The organism is Acinetobacter sp. GFQ9D191M (genome assembly GCF_011174875.1).
Taxonomy (GTDB): Bacteria; Pseudomonadota; Gammaproteobacteria; order Pseudomonadales; family Moraxellaceae; genus Acinetobacter.
Map to the genome: position 1 here is coordinate 58,239 of NZ_JAALGV010000071.1, position 21,773 is coordinate 80,011.

27 protein-coding genes are annotated in these 21,773 nt (G+C 44.1%); 13 read left to right on the forward strand and 14 right to left on the reverse strand.

Translation table 11 applies throughout. The features are described 5' to 3' along the window. Positions 1 to 9: 9 nt before the first annotated feature. From lgt to G5T77_RS10940, 3 genes are all read left to right on the forward strand, one after another. Positions 10 to 822 carry a prolipoprotein diacylglyceryl transferase gene (gene lgt, locus G5T77_RS10930; protein ID WP_034704387.1) on the forward strand — a complete coding sequence of 271 codons (813 nt, stop codon included), beginning with the start codon at positions 10 to 12 and terminating at the stop codon, positions 820 to 822. 89 nt (positions 823 to 911) lie between these two features. Beyond that, positions 912 to 1,304 (forward strand): hypothetical protein, encoded by a 393-nt coding sequence (locus tag G5T77_RS10935; RefSeq protein ID WP_159123610.1) that lies wholly within the window; start codon positions 912 to 914, stop codon positions 1,302 to 1,304. Then, positions 1,297 to 1,683, forward strand: coding sequence for a hypothetical protein (locus G5T77_RS10940; RefSeq protein ID WP_166136279.1), 387 nt, complete (start codon positions 1,297 to 1,299; stop codon positions 1,681 to 1,683). Before G5T77_RS10935 ends, G5T77_RS10940 begins: the two co-directional genes overlap by 8 nt. 49 nt (positions 1,684 to 1,732) lie before the next feature. Here G5T77_RS10940 and G5T77_RS10945 read toward each other — a convergent pair whose 3' ends face one another. Beyond that, positions 1,733 to 2,278: a CHAP domain-containing protein gene (locus G5T77_RS10945; protein ID WP_166136276.1), complete on the reverse strand. Its 546-nt coding sequence runs from the start codon at positions 2,276 to 2,278 to the stop codon at positions 1,733 to 1,735. Between the two features lie 388 nt (positions 2,279 to 2,666). On the opposite strand from G5T77_RS10945, the gene G5T77_RS10950 reads away from it, so the two are divergent. From G5T77_RS10950 to msrA, 6 genes are all read left to right on the forward strand, one after another. Then, positions 2,667 to 3,158 carry a lipocalin family protein gene (locus tag G5T77_RS10950; RefSeq protein WP_166136273.1) on the forward strand — a complete coding sequence of 164 codons (492 nt, stop codon included), beginning with the start codon at positions 2,667 to 2,669 and terminating at the stop codon, positions 3,156 to 3,158. A 170-nt stretch (positions 3,159 to 3,328) separates the two neighbouring features. Then, entirely contained in the window at positions 3,329 to 4,171 is an 843-nt protein-coding gene (gene thyA / locus G5T77_RS10955; RefSeq protein WP_034169878.1) for a thymidylate synthase, read from the forward strand. 98 nt (positions 4,172 to 4,269) lie between these two features. After that, positions 4,270 to 4,782, forward strand: a complete 513-nt coding sequence (gene dfrA40, locus G5T77_RS10960; RefSeq protein WP_166136270.1) for a trimethoprim-resistant dihydrofolate reductase DfrA40 — start codon at positions 4,270 to 4,272, stop codon at positions 4,780 to 4,782. A gap of 26 nt (positions 4,783 to 4,808) precedes the next feature. Beyond that, positions 4,809 to 5,855, forward strand: coding sequence for a DUF4105 domain-containing protein (locus G5T77_RS10965; RefSeq protein ID WP_166136267.1), 1,047 nt, complete (start codon positions 4,809 to 4,811; stop codon positions 5,853 to 5,855). 103 nt (positions 5,856 to 5,958) lie between these two features. Continuing rightward, positions 5,959 to 6,420: an META domain-containing protein gene (locus G5T77_RS10970; protein ID WP_004781908.1), complete on the forward strand. Its 462-nt coding sequence runs from the start codon at positions 5,959 to 5,961 to the stop codon at positions 6,418 to 6,420. A gap of 98 nt (positions 6,421 to 6,518) precedes the next feature. After that, positions 6,519 to 7,043 (forward strand): peptide-methionine (S)-S-oxide reductase MsrA, encoded by a 525-nt coding sequence (gene msrA, locus G5T77_RS10975; protein WP_004781907.1) that lies wholly within the window; start codon positions 6,519 to 6,521, stop codon positions 7,041 to 7,043. An 89-nt stretch (positions 7,044 to 7,132) separates the two neighbouring features. Here msrA and G5T77_RS10980 read toward each other — a convergent pair whose 3' ends face one another. The 5 genes from G5T77_RS10980 to G5T77_RS11000 all read right to left on the reverse strand — a co-directional run bounded on the left by G5T77_RS10980 (position 7,133) and on the right by G5T77_RS11000 (position 10,803). Beyond that, positions 7,133 to 7,537, reverse strand: a complete 405-nt coding sequence (locus tag G5T77_RS10980) for a biopolymer transporter ExbD (protein WP_004781905.1) — start codon at positions 7,535 to 7,537, stop codon at positions 7,133 to 7,135. Continuing rightward, entirely contained in the window at positions 7,537 to 8,160 is a 624-nt protein-coding gene (locus G5T77_RS10985) for a MotA/TolQ/ExbB proton channel family protein (RefSeq protein WP_004781903.1), read from the reverse strand. Before G5T77_RS10985 ends, G5T77_RS10980 begins: the two co-directional genes overlap by 1 nt. Before the next feature lie 25 nt (positions 8,161 to 8,185). Next, on the reverse strand, positions 8,186 to 8,962 hold the full coding sequence (locus G5T77_RS10990; RefSeq protein ID WP_166136265.1) for a TonB-dependent receptor: 777 nt from the start codon (positions 8,960 to 8,962) through the stop codon (positions 8,186 to 8,188). 193 nt (positions 8,963 to 9,155) lie between these two features. Continuing rightward, the gene (gene purU / locus G5T77_RS10995) at positions 9,156 to 10,022 is read right to left on the reverse strand and encodes a formyltetrahydrofolate deformylase (protein ID WP_004781900.1); all 867 of its coding nucleotides are present in this window, start codon (positions 10,020 to 10,022) and stop codon (positions 9,156 to 9,158) included. A gap of 61 nt (positions 10,023 to 10,083) precedes the next feature. Then, positions 10,084 to 10,803: a TetR/AcrR family transcriptional regulator gene (locus G5T77_RS11000; protein ID WP_034580311.1), complete on the reverse strand. Its 720-nt coding sequence runs from the start codon at positions 10,801 to 10,803 to the stop codon at positions 10,084 to 10,086. A 115-nt stretch (positions 10,804 to 10,918) separates the two neighbouring features. Between G5T77_RS11000 and G5T77_RS11005 the strand changes: the two genes are divergently transcribed. From G5T77_RS11005 to G5T77_RS11020, 4 genes are all read left to right on the forward strand, one after another. Beyond that, a complete protein-coding gene (locus G5T77_RS11005; RefSeq protein ID WP_004781896.1) occupies positions 10,919 to 12,367 on the forward strand; it encodes a coniferyl aldehyde dehydrogenase in 1,449 nt (482 codons plus the stop codon). A gap of 165 nt (positions 12,368 to 12,532) precedes the next feature. Beyond that, positions 12,533 to 12,769: a 50S ribosomal protein L28 gene (rpmB, locus tag G5T77_RS11010; protein WP_000048256.1), complete on the forward strand. Its 237-nt coding sequence runs from the start codon at positions 12,533 to 12,535 to the stop codon at positions 12,767 to 12,769. Between the two features lie 16 nt (positions 12,770 to 12,785). Continuing rightward, positions 12,786 to 12,941, forward strand: coding sequence for a 50S ribosomal protein L33 (gene rpmG, locus G5T77_RS11015; RefSeq protein WP_001205031.1), 156 nt, complete (start codon positions 12,786 to 12,788; stop codon positions 12,939 to 12,941). 153 nt (positions 12,942 to 13,094) lie between these two features. Next, positions 13,095 to 14,822, forward strand: a complete 1,728-nt coding sequence (locus G5T77_RS11020) for a cation:proton antiporter (protein WP_159123619.1) — start codon at positions 13,095 to 13,097, stop codon at positions 14,820 to 14,822. A gap of 203 nt (positions 14,823 to 15,025) precedes the next feature. Here G5T77_RS11020 and G5T77_RS11025 read toward each other — a convergent pair whose 3' ends face one another. The 8 genes from G5T77_RS11025 to G5T77_RS11060 all read right to left on the reverse strand — a co-directional run bounded on the left by G5T77_RS11025 (position 15,026) and on the right by G5T77_RS11060 (position 21,675). Then, a complete protein-coding gene (locus tag G5T77_RS11025; protein ID WP_004781893.1) occupies positions 15,026 to 15,304 on the reverse strand; it encodes a hypothetical protein in 279 nt (92 codons plus the stop codon). Positions 15,305 to 15,408: 104 nt separating this feature from the next. Beyond that, on the reverse strand, positions 15,409 to 15,912 hold the full coding sequence (locus tag G5T77_RS11030) for a DUF6586 family protein (protein ID WP_159123620.1): 504 nt from the start codon (positions 15,910 to 15,912) through the stop codon (positions 15,409 to 15,411). Positions 15,913 to 16,121: 209 nt separating this feature from the next. After that, complete coding sequence (locus G5T77_RS11035; protein WP_004781890.1) at positions 16,122 to 16,373, reverse strand: RNA-binding protein; 252 nt, start codon at positions 16,371 to 16,373, stop codon at positions 16,122 to 16,124. A gap of 83 nt (positions 16,374 to 16,456) precedes the next feature. Further along, positions 16,457 to 18,445 carry an ATP-dependent helicase gene (locus tag G5T77_RS11040; protein ID WP_166136262.1) on the reverse strand — a complete coding sequence of 663 codons (1,989 nt, stop codon included), beginning with the start codon at positions 18,443 to 18,445 and terminating at the stop codon, positions 16,457 to 16,459. Between the two features lie 274 nt (positions 18,446 to 18,719). Next, complete coding sequence (locus tag G5T77_RS11045) at positions 18,720 to 19,865, reverse strand: glycerate kinase (RefSeq protein WP_166136259.1); 1,146 nt, start codon at positions 19,863 to 19,865, stop codon at positions 18,720 to 18,722. 123 nt (positions 19,866 to 19,988) lie between these two features. Continuing rightward, complete coding sequence (locus G5T77_RS11050; RefSeq protein WP_166136256.1) at positions 19,989 to 20,561, reverse strand: HdeD family acid-resistance protein; 573 nt, start codon at positions 20,559 to 20,561, stop codon at positions 19,989 to 19,991. Positions 20,562 to 20,686: 125 nt separating this feature from the next. Continuing rightward, complete coding sequence (locus G5T77_RS11055; RefSeq protein ID WP_159123624.1) at positions 20,687 to 21,445, reverse strand: hypothetical protein; 759 nt, start codon at positions 21,443 to 21,445, stop codon at positions 20,687 to 20,689. Between the two features lie 32 nt (positions 21,446 to 21,477). Next, a complete protein-coding gene (locus tag G5T77_RS11060; RefSeq protein ID WP_004781881.1) occupies positions 21,478 to 21,675 on the reverse strand; it encodes a hypothetical protein in 198 nt (65 codons plus the stop codon). Positions 21,676 to 21,773 lie beyond the last annotated feature (98 nt).

Sequence of the window (21,773 nt, forward strand, 5' to 3'; positions counted from 1 at the left end):
GGAACAGGAATGCTCACCTATCCAAACATAGATCCCGTTGCAATTTCGCTCGGGCCTTTGCAAGTCCACTGGTATGGACTGATGTATCTCTTGGCTTTTTTATTTGCCTGGGGACTGGCGACTTATCGCGCTAAACAACGCGGCTGGACACCAGATATGGTCTCGGATCTGATTTTCTTTGGGGCTTTGGGTGTGATCATCGGCGGCCGGGTCGGTTACGTTTTATTCTACGGTTTTTCTCAGTTTTTGGAAAACCCACTCTGGCTGTTCCAGATTTGGACCGGTGGGATGAGTTTCCACGGCGGTTTCCTCGGCGTAATCGTAGCGATGTTGTGGTGGTGCAAGAAATATAAGATGGCCTGGTTCCAGACACTGGACTTTATTGCGCCCTGCGTTCCGACAGGCCTGATGTTTGGCCGAATTGGTAACTTTATTGGTGGTGAACTCTATGGTCGTCAAGTCACTGATCCAAATTTTGCCTTGGGCATGATTTTCCCAACCGATCCGCTGCAGCTGGTACGTCATCCCTCACAACTGTATCAGGCGCTCTGTGAAGGCTTGATTCTGTTTATCGTACTGTGGTGGTTTAGTAGCAAGCCACGTCCACGTATGGCAGTTTCTGCGGTATTCCTGACCGGCTATGGTCTAGCCCGTTTTATCGTCGAGTTCTTCCGTGAACCGGATAATGGTCAGCTATTTATTGGCTGGATGAGTAAAGGACAATTCCTGAGCCTGCCAATGATCCTGGTTGGTCTGTGGATGCTTTGGTATGCCTATCAGAAGAAAGTTTATGACTGGGGTCCACAGAAAAATAACGGATAATTTTCCTAAATATTGCGAGGCCTCTGCCTCGCTTTTTTATATTTAAAATATGCTAAAGTACTTTTTATCTTTTCTGTTCATACATCATCATGCTTGAGTTCTGGTTCAATCCGCAGGTGTCGCTCCTGAAAAAACTGCTGTTCTTTGTTGTGATTGCTGCAATTGCCGTAGGTCTGTACTGGATGGAACCTTTGCCTTTAGATGCCATCCTGATGTTTGCCGGTACCGGAATTATTTTTCTGATTTGTCGTTACTGCAAAATTCATTTCGCAGCAAAAAATCCGACTGGCCTGTTCTATCGTGTCCTGACCTGGATTCCGATTGCCTTATTAATCAGCCTGATTTTTATGAACATGAAACAGGGTGAAATTCTGCTACCGGGCGCTCAGGGAATTGCCTTTATGGCTTTGGCGATCTGCCTGTTTTCGCCTCTGTCTTTGCTTAATCAGAACAAGTCGGATTCAGGTTCCCCACATGCTTGAGTTCTGGTACTCCGAACGCTGCAACCGTCAGCTCAAGCTCATCATTATTATTGCGGTATGTATCGTAATTTACATAGCATCGACTGTAGCGAAACTGGGTCCGATATTTGTTGGAATCAGTCTGGCGATTGGAATGCTGATACACGTCTTGCGTGAATTCAGATTAAAGCTTGCTCCTGAAAATCCTTATGCCGAAGGTTTTCGTGCTTTAACGATGGCGATTCCGATTGTGGCAGTAATTAGCCTGATCGGTTATTTACCCAAAACGGGTGAGCTCTGGAAAACTGTAGCGCTAGGTCTACAATGCTTGGGTTTTGTGGCGATTGGACTGTTTATCTTGTCGATTTATAATCAACGTGCGAAACGCTTCGAAGATTGAACCATTTCGCGACTTTCATTTTTAAGTTCTGAAATTTTCAGCGTCTGATTTAAAGATATGAATCCAGACGGTAATATGTGTATTTCACATCGGAATTACGATAGACCGCATAGCCATTCTGTTTAAAATCAGAAACCCAAGCAGAACCAGAATACGCTGCAATATGACCATACTGATGCTGTGAAGTCCGGTCGATAATGTAGATATCACCTTTTTTCGGACGGTCAAAAGACAGGTTGATTTTTCGATAGCCTAATTGCTGGAGGGTATTGCCCCAGTCAGCTGCGGCAACAGGATGATTCACAATTTTTGCGCCTGAAGACTGCAAACCGACGCGAATACTGCGTGCACATTTCTGTGTACTGGTACTGCGGGTAATGCCTTGCAGGTAGCTGGTGAATTTTTCAATATCGAAACGCTGACCGTTCATTGCACTAAAAGTCTTGCGAGATTCAGAGCTTTTGTTACGAGCTGACACAGAGGTATAGCGCTGAGGCTGACGTTTGGAATTTTGTCCCGATTGGGAACGAATTATGACGTTCGCTTGAACAGGAGCATGCACTTCGCTCATATTCACTTGATGATCATAAATCATATTGGACCAAGTACTCCTCGCCTGTAAGTTTGGCTTTCAAATCTTCAACACGCGGTGAATACTAGACGGTTAAATGTTACTTTTCACGTTAAAAATGTAAATATATTTTTCCGTATTTGTTTAATTTTACTTAACTTGTTATTTCTTTTAGATTTATAAAATTTACAATTTTCACAAAAAAGTTATAAATTCACTACTTTTCAAATTAATTAGCAGTTCTGCTCAGACTATTTCTAAATCAATATTTGAGCGCCTTTCTGACTAAATCTGTAATTTTACTCACGATAATAAAGTCAACATTTCACTACAGGATTACATCATTCCGGCTAACAACTCTCGTATTAGACTGATTTAGTAAATTTAAATTGAGATGATGAGGAAGAAAAATATGAGTCATGATGTAAAGACTATTTCAAATTTCAATTTAGAACAATATTTAGGGATCTGGTACGAAATTGCTCGTCTACCCATGAAACACCAACCTGAAGACAGTACTGATATTTCCGCAGTCTATAGCCTGAATGAAAATGGCACAGTCCGCGTCCAGAACCGTTGTCTGGATGGTGCGGGCAAACTGGATGAATCTATTGGGGAAGCCACCATTGTGGATGCTGAGCATGGGAAACTGGAAGTCAGTTTCTTGCCTGAAGGTTTGCGCTGGGTACCTTTTACCAAAGGGGATTACTGGATTCTCAAACTGGATGACAATTATGAAACTGCATTGGTTGGTGAGCCAAACATGAAATATCTATGGCTCCTGCATCGTAAGCCGACACTGGATGAAGCAACCAAACAGGAATATCTGGCCTATGCTAAATCTCTGGGTTATGACCTGTCTGATCTGATCCATACGGTACATACCGGTAAGCCAACAGCTTAAAAAAGATGATAAAAAAGCATCCATCATGGATGCTTTTTTATGCCCTTTTCTCTTATGTTTAATCATTTTCACTGCTATGCGGAAGTGCTCAAAAAAATGTTATGATGAGCGCAATTTTAAATTGCCCAATTCAAAGAAAAGCAATTTGCAACAGATTTTAAGAGAGACCTATGCGCCAATATCTTGACCTTTTACAACATATCCTCGACAACGGCGGCGATAAAGGCGACCGTACCGGCACAGGTACACGCTCGGTATTTGGTCATCAGATGCGCTTTGATCTTTCCAAGGGTTTCCCTTTACTCACCACCAAAAAAGTTCATTTTCGTTCGATCGTGATTGAACTGCTGTGGTTCCTGAAAGGTGATACCCATGTAAAGTATCTTCAGGACAATAAAGTCACCATCTGGGATGAATGGGCAACTGCAGAACAGACTGCACGTTTTGGCCGTCCGGAAGGTGAGCTTGGTCCAGTCTATGGCCATCAATGGCGTAATTTTGGTGCCACTCAAAATGCAGATGGCAGCTACAATCAGGATGGTTTTGACCAGATCAAATGGCTGATCAATGAGATCAAGACCAATCCGAATTCACGCCGTCTGATTGTATCGGGCTGGAATCCGAATGAAGCGAGTCAGGTGGCTTTACCGCCTTGCCATACCCTGTTCCAGTTCTTTGTACATAATGGCAAATTGTCTTGCCAGCTTTATCAACGTAGTGCTGACGTTTTCCTTGGCGTTCCATTTAATATTGCTAGCTATGCTCTATTGACTCATATGATTGCACAGGTGTGTGATCTGGATGTCGGTGATTTTGTCTGGACGGGTGGTGATACGCATTTATATGCCAATCATTTTGAACAGGCCAAACTTCAACTCAGTCGTGAGCCTTTAGGCCTGTGCCAGTTGAAACTGAATCCTGAAGTTAAAGACCTGTTTGATTTCAAATTCGAAGATATTGAAATTGTCGGTTATGAATCACATCCAGGAATTAAAGCACCAGTTGCAGTTTAATTCTGGTTAAGCCCCGGAAAATATTCAAATCCCACTTTGCTTAAAGTGGGATTTTGCATTTTAATAGCAATAATTTTTATCTGTTTTTGAGTATGGGTATGGCATTTCAGGATTTAGAAGTCGTTCATGTCGTGGCAATGGATCAGCAGCGCTGTATTGGTAAAGACAATGATCTGCCTTGGCATATCTCAGCAGATCTCAAGCACTTTAAGGAAATTACCCAGGGTGGCGTGATTGTCATGGGCCGTAAAACGCTTGAGTCGATGGGCCGTGCGCTGCCTAAACGTGTGAACTGGGTGATTACCCGCGATCCTGACTGGTCTTTTGAAGGCGTCAAAGTCACGCATACGATTGAAGATGCCTTGACTCAAGCCGTGGCCGATGTGCAGGCTTCAGAGAAACCGAATGCTATTTTTATCATTGGCGGCGGTGAAATCTTTAAACAGACTCTGGAGATCGCTGATCGTCTGGAACTGACCCATGTTGAACTGGATGTACAGGGTCATGCCTACTATCCGGAAATTCCAGCCGAGTTCAAAAAAGTTGCATCAGAACAACATATCGATGACAAAACCGGTATTGCATTTGAGTTCGCAACATACAGAAAATAAAGCCTATTTTCTATAAAAGATTGAACATGCAAGGACAAGATCATTCAGAAAAGCATTGGAGCCTGTGGTTATTAGGGAGTCTGTTTAGTGTATTTGTCCTGTGTTCAAGTCTTTGGCTGAGCCTGATGCTCTGGGTGCAACAACCCTTGGGTAAAATTGGCAGCATCATTCTGATCGGTCTCTGGCTTCTATTTGCCTGTGTGGTCTTGGGCATTTATTTCACCAAGCATCTGATTTCCCGCCAGGTGGATACAGTGCTTTATCTGCTAGCCTTTCTGGTCAGCTTACTGGCTTATTTAAGCATAGAACCTCGTCAGGATCGTGACTGGAATCCTGAAGTTTCCCGACTGCTCTCCTATGAGCAGCAAGGCAATCAAGTCACCTTGCACAATATCCGTAATTTTGACTGGCAAGCAGAGGGTCAATATACCGAACGCTGGGAAAGCCGGAGTTTTGATCTAAACGACATTACCGGGGTAAACATTATTACCTCTTACTGGATGGGACCTAAAATTGCCCATACGCTGGTCAGTTTTGATTTTGCCAATCAGAAACCGCTCGCCTTCTCGATCGAAATTCGCAAAGAAAAGGATGAGAAATTTTCTGCTATTGGTGGCTTCTTCCGAAAATATGAACTGAGTTTGGTCGCCTCAGATGAGAAAGATATTGTATATACGCGTAGCAATATTCGTGGTGAGCAGGTTTACTTTTTTCCGGTCAAAATGCCGCAAGCAGAAGCTCAGGCCCTATTTAAAGAATATCTGCGTAAGGCTGATGAACTGGCCAAAGAACCTAAATGGTATAACACCTTGAGCAGTAACTGCACGACGCTGGTCTTTGATATGGCTCAGGCAGTATCTCAACAACAGCTTCCTTCAGATTACCGTCTGCTGGCTTCTGGATATTTACCCGATTATCTATATGATTTAAAAGCGCTAGATCAGCGCTGGGATATACAAACCTGGTATCAGCGTGCACACGTTAATCCACGGGTTAAAGATATCGGTCAGATCTCCAGTCAGGAGTATTCACAACGCCTGCGTCAAGGCCTACCTGAGCCGAGTTCCAGATAATTTTCTAAGCTATCCAACTTAAAGAAAGATACAAAATCAACTGGCATATATTGCATTTTTTTGTTTATATACAAATAGCTAACTCAGAATTAGAGTCTCTCTCATGCTAAAAAAATTAACAGCAATCATGATTTTAGGTTCAGTCTTTGCTATATCAGGTTGTGAAACCGTACCGAGTACTTCATCAGTCAAAACTGAAAATAATTTACAGCTCCTGCAAAATCGCACCTGGATTGTGAACCAGATTGGTAATACCGAAATTACTACAACACCGACAACACGCAATATTCCAAGTCTGCAATTCGATGCAGCGACTCAACGCGTGTCTGGCGCAGATGGCTGTAATCGTATAATGGGCAGCTACACTGCCGGCAAAGACACCCTTAACTTAAGCCAGATGGCGAGCACCGAAATGGCTTGTCTGGATAATGCAGGTCTGGATCAGAAATTTAAGGAGGCACTGAGCAAAGTGACTCATTATCAGGTCTATGGTAAAACCCTGAAATTAATGGACCGTCATGGCAATTTACTCATTCAGTTAGAAAGTGCAGTACAGCCTCGCTAAGTTTTGACTACAAAAAACCTGTGTCGTGCAGGCTTTATATCTTTCATACTCATATGAACATTCAATAATCAGCACTCTACAATGATGAGGACTTAACCATGCAACAAGCACTATTTGGTGGTGGATGCTTTTGGTGTACCGAAGCAGTATTTTTACAGCTTCAGGGCGTACAGAAGGTCGTCAGCGGCTATGCGGGTGGACAAAATCCTAATCCGACCTATGAGCAAGTCTGCGGCGGTGATACCAATCATGCCGAAGTGATCCTGATCGATTTCGATGAAAATCAGATTACGTATAGTCAGTTGCTCGAAGTCTTTTTCGCAACCCATGATCCAACGACATTAAACCGTCAGGGCAATGATGTCGGCACGCAGTATCGTTCTGTGATTTATTATTTTAATGATGAGCAGAAAGAAACTGCACAGCTCACAATAGACTCATTGAAAGCTGAAGGATTGAATATTGTGACTGAACTTAGCCCTGCACCGACTTTCTACCCTGCTGAAGAATATCACCAGAATTTCTTTGCCAAGAATCCGAATCAGGGCTACTGTAATTTCGCGATTCCGCCCAAGCTGAACAAATTACAACATAAGTTTATGACGCTGCTCAAAACTCATTAATCTGGATGCGGCTTGATCAAATGCCCTCTTAAATTAAGGTAATAAAAAAGCGACTGAGATCAGTCGCTTTTTTCATTGAGAGTAAAAAATTAGTTATCAGTTGCAAAGGCAATATCGCTGAGTCCGGCTCCACTCGCGCGTGACATCACTTGAGCAACGGTGTCATAACGTGATTCTTTATCTGCTTTCAATACGATGGTCGGTTGACGCTGTGCCTGGCTCGCCTCATTGAAACGGGTTTCAAGTTGATCCAGGGTCAGTACATCACCATTCCACGCTACATCACCTTTGGCATTGATGCTGATGGTGACATTTTCAGGTGGCAGGTCAATAATTTCTGCAGTGGTTTGCGGCAAGGTTAATGGAATTGATGGGTTCGCAACGGTCGCTGTCACCAGAAAGATGATCATCAATACCAACATGATGTCGATCAGGGGAATGAGATTCATCTCATTCATGCCTGTATCGTTGTCTTCACCCAATTGAAAAGCCATTAAGCTTGACCTCCAACTAAACTGTCTTGTGCTACTTTTGCATCAGCCTTCTTTGCAGAAGAATCCTGTTGCAACATGGTGTCAATCAATAAGCTATGCGCATGGTCTTGCAGTTCATTGCTTAAAGTACGGTTAACACGTACACAGATGTTATATGCAAGTACCGCAGGAATCGCCACAGCCAGACCCAGACCGGTCATGATCAGCGCTTCACCCACTGGAGTGGCTACTTGTGCCAGACCTGCCTGACCACTCTTACCCACGGCAACCAGTGCGTGGAAGATCCCCCATACTGTACCGAACAGACCGACAAAGGGTGAAATTGAAGCGATGGTACCCAAGACAGATACACCTTTTTCCGCATTACCTTTTTCTAATGCGATCTGACGCAATAAAGCCTGCTCAGCTACAGCTTTACGTTGTTCAAATGCCAAAGGAGTCATTTTATTTTTCAATTGCCCTAATGCTTTAGATAATTGAGCATAGGCAATCTGTTTAAGTTGGCGAGTGCCCATCAAACGCAGCACAAAAATGGTCCATGTCGCAATCGACATTGCCAATAACACGAAATACAGTGTTTTACTGACTGCATCAGCGTGTTGCCAATAAACTGAAAAGTTCATATTCGAACTCCTAATGGGTTAGCCGTTATTTGGTAATCTGAAAATCGAAAGGCTGTTCCACACGGGTTGGATAAGCCACACCATTTTCAACATATTTGGTCAGTTGTGCACGACGTACCGCTGATTCAACTTTGCGCGTAACGGCCGGACTACAACTCGAATTTCGTGCGGTCGCAGAGACCACTTTCCCCTGCTCATTTGCAGATACATCCACCACCAATGAACAGGCTGATTTTAACTCTCCTGCCGAGAGCGACACTTTTGGTGCACGCTGCCAAGATACGCCGCCGCCAATTGCAACACTTTTCGGTGCTGGCGGTGCAGGTGGAGCCGGCGGTGCGACAGGTGCTGGTGGCGCAACCGGTGCAGGCGCAGGTGCCACTTTTTTAGTTTCAGTCACGACCGCAGGAACCACTGGACTTGGTGCCGGTTTGGCCTCAACTGGCGGTGCAGTAACAGGTTTAGGCGTTTCTGCTTTTTTCACCTGCTCAATTTTTTCTACTTTTTTGGGTGGCGGTGGCAGCGGTTTTTCTACAATTTTAACTTCTTTCGGCTTTGGTGGCTCTTGTTTAGGCTCTGGCGGCTTTGGCTTGGGTGGTAAAGGTTTTGGGGCTTCCTGAAGTTTGACAAAACGAACCTTTAAAGGTTCTTTATCGACCTGTTTCAGTTCAGGTGCTTCCATCTGGCTGACTGCCCATAAAAGACCCACGTGTCCAACCAGAACCGCCGCCAGAATAGAAACGACTTTCTTTTTCATCTGATTTGACGGTGGTGGTGTCATGGGAGCAGCAACTTGACTCATTAAATCTATTTACCTCGAAGAGATGATGCGAAACAAACTATCAAGCTCATCGGTTAGCACAATTAAAGTACGCCAATAATAAATGAGAAGTGTTTTCATTTGCAACTACTAATCCCACTTTTCTCCATTATTTTTGTTTCAAACAAAAAAGGCATACTTAAAGTATGCCTTTTTTAAACCGAGATGCAAGCGCTTATTGGAACACGACAGTTTTATTGCCGTCGACAATCACACGGTCTTCCAGATGCCATCTCACTGCACGTGCCAGCACATTACGTTCAACATCCTGACCCAATTCACGCAGCTGTTCAACAGTAAAGTCATGGTTCACACGCTCTACATCCTGCTCGATGATTGGACCCTGATCCAGATCAGCTGTCACATAGTGTGCAGTTGCACCGATCAGTTTTACACCTTTGTCATAAGCCTGTTTGTAAGGATTAGCACCCACGAACGCTGGCAGGAATGAATGGTGAATATTGATCACTTTCATTTCCCATTTACTTACGAACTCTTCATCGAGAATCTGCATATAACGGGCTAATACCAGCAGATCGTTGCCCTGCATCAGTTCATCAATCTGTGCATAGGCTTCACGTTTGTTCTCTTTGGTCACAGGAACCACTTCAAACGGAATACCAAAGTTTTCTACTGATTCACGTAGAGTTTCGTGGTTAGATACCACTTTAGTGATTTCACATGGCAGACCGCCGCGTGCATGACGCCATAACAGCTCTAGCAACGCATGGTCGACTTTAGAAACCAGAATACCGACCTTTTTCACATCACTGACCAGTGCCAGACGCCAGTGCATGCCATAGCGCTCTGCAACATTGCCAGCAAAAGTCTGCAACAGGCTTTCTTTACGGCTTTGCAGATTGTCCAGTTCAAACTCAACACGCATGAAGTAACGTCCGCCCTGCGCTGCTGTCGCGTATTGATCAAGCGCCGTAATGTTGGCACCCTGATGATACAAGAAGCTTGAAACAGCCTGCACGATGCCTGGCTTGTCTTCACAAGTAATCAATAAACGTGCGGTATTAGCAGTCGTCATATTCATGTTGGTTAAGGTCACTAATTAGTTAAATTAAAAAAATAAGCCGAGTATTCTAACGCGTTTCTTAGATATTCTGAATAGTTTGTTCAGATTCAGGCGGTTTAGGCGACGACAGACTGGCAAACAGCTCTGAGGAACCGAACGAGTTAAGTAAGCTTTCATACGTCTGACGGCTTTCACCACGCAGATAAGCACCTTCCAGGAACACCATCTGACGCAGTGCTTGCCAGACCCATTTTTCTTCCAGAGTGTTGGAATCGGTAATATGTCCCGACATATACAGGAAGTTGGTCCAGTTGGTCAGTACGATCCAGAGGTTAATGATCAGCGCTTCAATTTCTGAATCGGTCATTTCCATCAGGCCGGCATTTACGAAGGCTTTATAAATTTTTTGTCCCTGCTGCATAACCTGTCCGGCAAAACGCGGATAAAGCTTGCGGAAATCTTCGTTATTTTCGACCAGATGGTATACGTCACGGTGCAGAAAACGATAAGCCCAAAGTTGGCTGCTCAGTACCTGAAAATAATGAATCTTGTCATTGGCATCCAGAGCACGGTCTTCCGGAAGTGCCAGCATTTCCAGCGTCTGATGCTGATACTGCTCCATCAGTTCCTTGATAATTTCATTTTTATTACGGAAATGGTAATACAGATTACCCGGACTCATGCCGAGTTCAGCAGCAATATGGTTGGTGGTTACAGATCGTTCGCCACGTTCATTAAACAACTGCAAGCTGAGCTGTAAGATACGCTCTTTGGTTTTTAACGTTTTGGTTTGGGACATCCTAAAATAACCATTCAGTTCATGCATTAGTAAGGCTAACACACAAAGTAACTTGACTAATTAGAGTATTTGCTCTAAAAATTAATTAATCGATTTTGAATAATGGTAGTGCGGCATGAACAGTCACACAAAAACAACTTCAATGACACCACATTTTCTTGATAGCCAGCACCTCAATGAAATTCTGGCTCAACAAAAATACGCCTACTTACGCTACCCACTGCCGACTGCAAAGGAACGTATCGATCGTTTAGCTCGGCTTAAGCGTATCTTAGTTAAGTATCAAGATCAATTTGCCGATGCAATTAATCAAGACTATGGTAACCGCTCTATCGGGGAAACCAAAATTGGCGAGTTACTGACTTGTCTTGAACATATTAAATATTACAGCAAAAACCTGACCGGCTGGATGAAACCGTCCAAGCGTCATGTCGGTATTATTCACCAGCCGGCAAAAGCCTGGGTACAGTATCAACCTCTAGGCGTGATCGGCATCATCGCACCGTGGAACTACCCTTTATTATTATCCATTGGTCCTCTGATCTGTGCGTTAGCTGCGGGCAACCATGCCATGATCAAAATTTCCAGTTCATCCGCTGCCTTTGGCAAGGTACTGGAAAAAGCCTTAGCTGAAGCCTTTCCTAAAGAACTGGTTGCCGTGGTGAATGGTGGCGGTACGGTATCTGATGCCTTCTGCCGACTGGCTTTTGACAAGATGATTTTTACCGGCTCAACGGCTGTGGGTAAAACCGTGATGGCAGCAGCTGCGGAAAATCTGGTACCTGTGATTCTGGAACTGGGTGGCAAATCCCCTGTACTAGTGCATCCATCCATTGACCTGCGTGATGTAGCTCAGCGTATTGCCGTGGGCAAGCTCTGGAATGCGGGCCAAACCTGCGTGGCACCGGATTATATGTTCCTGCCGCGTGGCAAAACTGCCGAGTTTATCGATCATTTTAAAGCCTGTGTCGAAAGCATGTATCCGGACATCAGCCATAATCAGGATTACACCTCGATTATCAATGACAAGCAGTACAATCGTTTGCAAGGTTATCTGGATGATGCCCGTGAGCAAGGCGCGCAGATTATTGAAATCAATCCACGTAATGAATCGCCAGCAGACCTGCGTAAAATTGCACCGACCATCGTGACCAATGTTATGCCAAGCATGCAGATCATGCAGCATGAAATCTTTGGGCCGCTCCTGCCGATCATGGAATATGATCAAATTGACGACGTTATCGACTTTATTAATAGCCGTCCGCGTCCACTTGCATTATACTATTTCGACTTTGATCAGGCGCGTGCTGATTATGTCGCACAGCGTACCCATTCAGGGCATTTCGGGCAAAACACTGTATTAACCCATGTCGCACAGGATGACCTGCCATTTGGTGGTGTCGGTGCTTCCGGTATGGGTAAATATCATGGGCCAGAAGGCTTCTTCAGTTTGTCGCATGAACGGTCTGTAATGTCGAATCCTAAGCTGTATAGCTTGAAATACATTCTGCCTCCGTTTAATAAGCCGATCCATAAGCTGATTTCGAAGACACTTCTTCGATAAATGATCAAGGCATGAGCTATCACACGGGCTCATGCTTCGTTTTAGACAAAATCGCTTGTCTTTTAAGCGCATTTTTGATATAAAACGCCCCTTGAATGAATTCAATCCGTTTATTTTTGACTGGCCATACAGATTTGCTGTTGGCTAAATCAATGGAGTTACACCATGTCTAAGGTTTGCCAAGTTACCGGCAAGCGTCCAGTCGTTGGTAACAACGTCTCACACGCCAACAACAAAACTAAGCGCCGGTTCGAGCCGAACCTGCACCACCACCGTTTCTGGTTAGAAAGCGAAAAACGTTTTGTACGTCTTCGTTTAACCACTAAAGGTATGCGTATTATCGACAAATTGGGCATTGAAAAGGTTGTTGCTGACCTTCGTGCTCAAGGTCAAAAGATCTAAGTAAGGAGTCAGGACAATGCGTGATAAGATTCGCTTAGTTTCTTCAGCTGGTACAGGTTATTTCTATACCACTACTAAGAACAAACGTACTATGCCGGAAAAAATGGAAATCAAAAAATTTGATCCAAAAATCCGTCAACACGTAATCTTCAAAGAAGCTAAAATCAAATAATTTTAGTTTTTTGAAAAAAGCGACCTTCCCGGTCGTTTTTTTTTGCATTTTTTTTATGCGGCTTGATAAACTTTCTGTTTCTTCTGGCATTTTCTGTGCTTATTTCCCATAAAAAACTGAAATTTCATAAAATTTATTTTAAAGGAGTGTTTAGTGCCACATGACGTAGAGCTCATTATCCTGTTAGCTGTCGGTTTTGGCTTGGCCTTGGTTTTTGGCTATATCGCTGCACGTCTACGCCTTCCCCCACTGATTGGTTATCTGGTTGCCGGGATTCTGATTAGCCCGAACACCCCAGGCGTGGTTGGAGATGTGCATCTGGCGAACCAGCTGGCCGAACTTGGCGTCATGTTCCTGATGTTTGGTGTCGGGATGCACTTTTCTCTGAATGACCTGATGCAGGTCAGGCGTATTGCCTTGCCGGGTGCAGTCTTGCAGATTGCAGTCGCGACACTGCTCGGGGTCGGGGTCTCCATGCTCTGGGGCTGGAATTTTGGCTCTGCCTTGATCTTTGGTTTAAGCCTGTCCTGTGCCAGTACCGTCGTGCTTCTCAAAGCCCTAGGGGATCGTGGCCTGCTCGAATCCATTAACGGGAAAATTGCAGTCGGCTGGCTTCTGGTTGAAGATCTGGTTATGGTTCTGGCACTGGTATTATTACCCGCAACTGCAGTACTTCTCGGTGGTCAGGCACTGGAAGGCAGTAGTAGCGATCAGAATGTCTGGATCACCTTAGGCATTACCTTGCTCAAAGTAGCCGGCTTTATTGCTTTCATGCTGATTATTGGTAAACGTTTAGTGCCAATGATCATGCAGGTGGTGGCACGTTTAGGCTCACGTGAGCTATTTACCTTAACCGTCGTAGCTGCAGCCGTATCGATTGCCTTTGGGGCTTATAAGGTCTTTGGCGTATCCATGGCACTCGGTGCGTTCTTTGCCGGGATGGTAGTGAAAGAGTCTGACTTCAGCCACCGTGCCGAAGAAGAAACCTTACCGCTGCGTGAAATCTTCTCGATTCTGTTCTTTGTGTCCGTCGGTATGCTGTTTGATCCGCGTATCCTGATGGATCAGCCACTTCATGTGTTGGCGGTGCTCGGTATTATCATGATTGGTAAAACCATCGCAGCGATGGCACTGGTGCTGTTCTTCCGCTACCCAATCAATACGGCACTCACCGTCGGTGCATCTCTGGCACAAATCGGTGAATTCTCTTTTATTCTGGCCGCACTTGGTGTATCGCTAAATCTATTGTCACTCGATGGACAAAACCTGATTCTGGCGGGTGCCCTGATTTCGATTACCCTGAACTCGTTTATTTTCTCAGCAGTAGAACCGGTACAAAAATGGATCCGCGAACGTTCGTCTCTGGCGCGCTTATTGGAGCGTAGTGGTGATCCGCTTGCCATGCTACCGGATGAGGTCTCGCAGGACTATCTGCGTGATCAGGTGGTGATTGTGGGGCATGGTGAAGTCGGTCGTCGAATTACCTTATCTCTAATGGAGCAAGATATTAAGGTAGTCATTGCCGAAGAAAACCGTGAGATCGTAGAGAACTTGCGTAAAAAAGGCATTGCGGCAGTTTCTGGTGTCGCAACTGAACCCGGTGTGTTGATTCAGGCTCACATTCAGCATGCACGTCTATTGGTGATCTCACCGATGGATATTATTGATATCCATAAAATCGTGGATATTGCCAAGACCCTAAACCCTGCTATTCAGATCCTGCTATGTGCGGAAAGCAAGGAAGAAGCCGAAGTGATTCGCCGTGACAATATTGGCGAGGTGTACTATGCCAAAGAGGAAATGGCGAGAAATATGAGCAATCATATTTTGAACCAGATCGAGATTGCACATAACCATCCACCTACGCATTATTCAGGCTGATTCATTAAAGAAGTTGTCAAAATTGACAACTTCTTTTTTTATTGATTGGACTGGAATTTATCACATCGGCAAACCATAAAATTTCAGATTACTTTTCTGTTTAATAGACTTAATTTTTTTCTCTTATTCTCTATTTTTTTCATTTTATAAACACAAAAAAAGCACACTTCAAGTGTGCTTTCCTGCTCGCCAGGGTAGGCAATTTAGCTCATATATTTGGGCTCTTCATCCACAACTTCAGCTTGCCATTCATTGACCTGCTGTTCCAGCAAACCATATAAAGCGGCCTGAATCATGTGTTGTGCAATCACAGGCGTTTGATCACCCAACAGGGCTTTGACCTCGTCATTAAACTGAATCATGACTAATGGCTGTTTTTTTGAGCCCGCATTTCGTAATGCCAACGCGCCACCTTCAAGTTGAACGAGTTCTAAAATCGCGTCTTGATTACCAAATAAATCTTTCAACTGTTCTATAGACATATATCCTCCATGTTCAACATGGTGGCAAAGAGCGATTGCACTTTGCATCATTAGAGTAATTGATATAGGGTTAATAATCGCAATTTCAAGTACAGCTGATCAGATTAAAATTCAACCATCTCATTACGAAAACCATCAATAAGCTGCGTCAGGTCACGATGCCATTCTCGTAATATAGCAGTATCAGGTAACCAGGCTTGTGGTGTCTGTGTGACTTTAATGATGAGATTTGAAGAAGTTTCGTCTTCGGGTTGTGGCGAACTTGGCTCTGGCGCATATTGGCAGAGACGGTAAGCACGTTTCAGTTCAGCAAGAAAACCATCTTTGGATAAATGCTGTAATACGGTCACTTCAGGTGATACCTGCCCCTTAGCCGCCATAAGCTCTTCAATCGATTTCAGCGTCGGGCTCAGGTCATTCAGACGGTAATAGCGTACCAGTTCCTGCAAAAAGGCCAGCAGCGCCCCATGCAGATGGAATACGGCAGCTTCACGATGAGCTTGTGCCTGCTGCACATGATCAGTCTGTTCAGCCTGCTGACAGGCCATACGGGCGAAATAAAGTTTTTGATTGGTACGGTCCGCATGATAGCGAGCAACTCGTGTCATCGAGATTTCCTAAGCATTAAAACAAATTTTGGCTCTTATAAAGTAAAACGTCCGCTCGCATTACGCAATGCAAGATTGTCTACGCTGTCGATCTATTCTGCATGATCTTGATACTTCAGACTGCTGATATTAACCCTTCAGTAAAAATCTAGGCCTTTTTAAAGGCAAAAAAAAGAGCATCATACATGCTCTTTTTTATCAGCTGTTATTTAAGCCTGTGGCTTTTCTTCAGCTTGCTTCACACGAATCCCCTGACCATGCAGGCGCAGTGTATTTAAACCTTTAATCGCTTTAACAGCTTCACGGCCATGTGGCATTTCTACAAAGGCAAAACCTTTAGACTTGCCTGTTTCTGCATCCATGACCAGCGTACAAGACTCAACAGTACCATATTGCTGAAACAGGGTCAGCAATTCAGCTTCTGTTACAGTGCGCGCCAAGTTACGAACTAAAATTTTCATCGGATAACCTTAAGAAGATAGGCAAAAATAATCAAAAAGCACGTGCCTACTCTACTTTTTGCGTCAAACCCAGAAGGGATAGTTTAATCGAGATCAATCCCAAAATCTAAATTAATCGACTGGCGCTCAATTAAAGCACTTTTCACAGTCTGTTGACGGGTTTTGTAATGAGTTTCTGTGACACATAAATTGCGGGTCAAATCATTGAGAAAATAGCTTTCAATTTTACGCCCCTGCTCATCTACCGTTTCACGCGCCCAGTGATTCAGGTTTTGCTTGGTCAGAATCAGTTCATTCTGTGCACGAGTCAGCGCCACATACAATACACGCCGCTCTTCCTCGACATCATCAAAATCCCCTTGCGCCCGTGCATGCGGATATTGTCCCGGCGTAACATTAGCCACATAACAGACTTTCTGTTCCGTACCCTTGGCCGAGTGAATGGTAATGAGGGTCACCACATCCGTATCCGACTGGCGTTCAATTTCGGAAATAGAGACCGGATCGAGCACATACTCTTCCAGAAACTCACTCAATTGAGCATGCTTGGAAGCCAGCTGTTTTACCAATTCAAAATCTCCCTGACGGCGATTCCAGTCTTTTTTATAGTTCTCGGCCAGTTGTGCTTCAATGGCCTGGACTGCCAGACTGACACAGGCTTGTACTTCGGTTTTGAGTACCGCCATTTGCTTCATAATCAGAATGGTTTCCAGTGGAATCTTGCCAAATTTTTCTAGCTTGTCGGCAATGATATCCATCTCTGGCTCAGCTAAAAGCTGCTGAGACAGCTTACTCGCTCCGACATCACCCACACCATTCCACAACGTTAAAAAACGCATCCAGGCAATATCATCCAGAGGATTCGCCACCACACGCAACAGGCTGAGCAGATCTTTCACATGCGCAGTTTCTAACAGTTTCATCCCGCCGATGAATCGATACGGAACATTGGCCGCGATACAAGCTGCTTCAATATGTCGCGCTGCATAACTGGAACGTACCAGCACCATATGATCGGACCATTTGCTGCCTTGCAGATAATGGCGCTCTTTAATATCAATCGCGATCCATTTCGCTTCATCAAACTCGTTCGGGAAAATGTGCATCTTTGGCTTGATGCCTTCACCACGATGCGCATCCAGACGCTTGTCATATTTGATTTCGGACTGATCCAGCAGCCAGTTAGATAGATCCAGAATTTCCTGAGTTGAGCGGTAATTCTTTTCTAGTTTAAAAATTTTTGCATCCGGTATCCGTTCCTTGAAATGGTGAATATTTTCAAAATCAGCACCACGGAAACCATAAATCGACTGTGCATCATCGCCAACACAAAACAGACTGATCTGATCTTTTAGCGGTTCCAGCAATGCCCATTGCAATGGATTAGTATCCTGCATTTCATCCACCAGCATATGCCGACAAATTGAGGACACATATTCCACTAGCCCTTCAGACTGTGCCAAAGCAGTCGCCACCACAGCGAGGATATCATCATAATCCAGAAAACTACGCGCACGCTTACGAGCTTCATATTCTTTCATGATGTCGGCAATCTGGTCTTTGAGTGCCAGACATTCCGGCATCTGCTTTTCCAAAGCCAGACTCAGTTTCTGCCGGGTATTCCGCGCAAAGGAATATAGATCACAGAGTTCCTGTGGCTTCGGCAAGTAATTCGGATTTTTCTTGTCATCACGCCCGCGAATCAGGCGGAACATCATCAGCTGATCATCACGGTCAATAATTGAAAACTGTTCCAGACCAAAAGCCTTTGGAATCCGGCGCAGCAGATACATACAGAAGGTATGAAACGTCGATGCACGTAAGCCTTTGGCCTGTTCACCGAGTGCCAGTTCCACCCGTGCCACGATTTCACTGGCTGCACGACGGGTAAAGGTCAAAATCTGAATCTGGTTTGCCGGTACGCCTTGATCAATCAGATAAGCTGCACGTGCCACGATAGTTTTGGTCTTGCCACAGCCTGCCCCAGCCAAAACCAGACTATGCTTAGCATCCGTCGTCGCAGCTTGCTTTTGTTGGGGATTCAGTTCATCAATTAGGGCGGCTAAACTCATGGTCACTCATCTTTTTGTGGATAGATGTAGTTTAACAGAGCTGTTCCTAGAAAACGTATCCTCAATATTCTAGAAAGCATTTGATTCCGGCCAGGCGGCATGGATGCCGCCGTTATTCAGTGATGCAGGGATGCATCATCTGAATAACACTGGAGTTTGGTTACTTTGCTCCGTCAAAGTAACAATGTACCTACGTAACCCGCACGCATAAGTTTAGTAAACCGTAAATGAGGTCGTGCATTAAGCTAAGTTAGCTCATAAAAATTTATCTATCTTATTGTTCAAACTTTATTTTAATTTCTTTCATAACACGAGCACACGCTTGCTCTAGGTTTTGCTCAGCATCTTTTAATGCTTCTTCCAATAAAAAATCTGGTGGATTAATCCCCACAATCTGACTAAAACCAACCTGATACAGTGACTCAATCCCCTCACCGACCAAACCTGCAAACGCAATTACCGGTTTATTTAATTGCTGGGCGACCTGAGCCACACCAAATGGTGTTTTTCCTAAAGCAGTCTGATGATCAATCTTGCCCTCGCCAGTGAAAACATAATCTACATTCGCAATTTTTTGTGCCAGTTTATTCTGTTCCATAATTAACGCTACACCGGATTGCAGCTTTGCTCCTGCAAACGCCATCAGCCCAAAACCTAACCCACCGGCTGCCCCTGCGCCGGGAAGGTTTTTAGAAGAAATATCTAAGCTTGTTTCAACCAGATCAGCAAAATGACTCAGGTTCCGATCCAGTTGTTGCACCATTTCCGATGTTGCACCTTTCTGCGGCCCAAAGATCGCTGAAGCACCATTCGACCCACAGAGCGGATTATTCACATCTGAAGCGATCAAGATTTCCGTATTGTTTAAACGAGCATCGAGTTGGGAAAAATCAATTTGATCAATCTGATCCAGATTACCACCGCAGACCTGAATTGATTCTCCTGCAGTATTTAAGAATCGGACTCCCAAAGCCTGAGCCATACCGGCACCACCGTCATTGGTAACACTACCACCGAGCCCAATAATGATTTTCTTTACGCCAAGATCTAGCGCCTGTTTGATCATTTCCCCTGTGCCATAAGTCGAGGTCAACATGGGATTACGCCGAGTAGCTTCGAGCAGATGAATGCCATTGGCCTTGGCCATTTCAATCACTACGGTCTGACCTGCATTAACCAATCCAAAATAAGTTCCGATCGACTGACTGGCTAATGGCCCTGTAACTCGGCACGTTACTCGTTCACCCTTTAGACTTGAGATTAATGCATCTACAGTTCCCTCACCACCATCTGCCATGGGTACAGTAATACAATTTGCGTCAGGAAAGACCTGCAAAATACCACGCTGCATCGCCTGACAGGCCTGCTCGGCAGTCATACTTTCCTTAAAAGAATCTGGCGCTAGAACAAAGGTTTTCATGAATATGATCGGCCGCGTGATAGGTTTTATACTAATTTGAAGTGCATACCCATCTTACAGGCAAAGCTGAACATGCCAATAAAAAAGAGCGCTGATTCACACTCTTTTTTATACTGATCTTACTTAAAGATCTGCGGAGCTTTTTGGCACACGATGTTTGATATAGGAAGCCAAAGTCAAATAGTTAATCCCTTGGAACAAAAGATCGATTGCCAGAAAAGCGCCCAGAACCCAGAACGGTGCATTCGGTGACAATAGAATCAGGATACCTGTAGCTAAAGTTAAAATCCCGGAAAATAAAGTCCAGCCCCAGCCACGGAATGCTTTAAAGATAAAAGCATTGAAGATGCGAATTATTCCCGCCGCAAGCAAAGCAATCGCAAGTAGATTGGTCAGTACAATCGCAGTTTTCGCTGGCGTGCTAAAAGCATAATAGCCCGCAATAAAATAGATAATACCAAATAGCAGCCAGAGCCAGCGAAATGCCCCATCGAAGATTTTAATCCCGGCGATCAGATGAACCACCCCACCTATCATCATCAGGACCCCAAACAAGAATACGATGGATAAGGTGGCAAAAGGCAGCGACGCTAACAGTACGATTCCAAATAACACTAATAAGGCACCCAGGCCTAAATACCATTTACGGTTTTCATGCAATTGATGCCGAACAAGATCATTTCCAACAGTCTTCATATTCTTCTCAAGTCATTGGCTATGACTTTGATTATACTCTTAAATCATGGAGAAATTTGTTAGAAATTCACTGAGTTTATCTATAGAAATAGTAAGTTATGCCGGTTTATTTAGCACTTTGTTAATTATTTTTTCCAGCCAAGTTCAATCGCCGTGATTTCATTAATCAGGGTCTGATTTAAAGATTCTGGCATTTTACTGGTACTTTGCGATACCGGAATGTGCCCTGCCATCAGCTCAGCTTTGGTTTGGGGAAATAAAGGCTGCTGATTGGGATTGGCATAACCCACTGGGTATATCGGCTGGCCTGTGGCGAGATCATATTTATCTGAAGCGCCAAAGGCATGCAGTAATTCATGCACTAGGACAATCTTATTCTGGTCAGACTGTCTGCTTGAAGCAAATAGATTGACTGAACCGATTCGGCCTTTTTGCAGAGCCGTTGAATGTTTTAATTGCTGGGTGTGTGCAGGATCATAATAATTTAAAAAGAGAGTAACATTCGATGAAGGATCTGAACCTTGCTGCTGTTGCCAGGCATAGAAACGGAATTTCAGACTCCATAAAATATTGCCAAGTAAGGAGGCCTGCTCCGGCACTTTAGGCGGCAATTCTTTAAGTTCACGCCCCAGATTAAAATAAAAATAAGTGGGCTGTCCACGGTACTGCTGGGCCGCTTTTTCCAGATATTCTTGTGTTCCTTTTAGATCCTGAGCAGACAATTGCTGGATATATTGCTGTGTGGTCGCCAATCCATCTGCATTGATCGGATGCAACAGAACAAAGATTGGTTTGTTCCAGTCCTGATTCTGATCTCGATAAGCATTTACTGCCACCACAAACAAAATCATCAATAAAATCAGGATTCGGATTTTTTTCCACATATGAACATGCCAATAGAGAGTTAATTTAAATGTTATTTTTGTTTCGTTTTTTGATCTTCAGAGCGCAGATATAAAACACAGCTCAAACTAACCAGTGACATAATAATCACCAGAATCATCAGCATTCCCCGATCCATAGGAATACCCATTTCATTAATCTTTTTAAGCATGAAATAGAGGATAGATCCTAATCCGATACTTAAGAACAGGAATTTATCTAGCCAAGTCATGCATGATTCCTATTTTAATCTTTTATTATTTAACGCCTAGAATATCCTAGAACTGTGTTGATCAAAAATACTTAGTCATAAAAAAATGCCGACTTTCG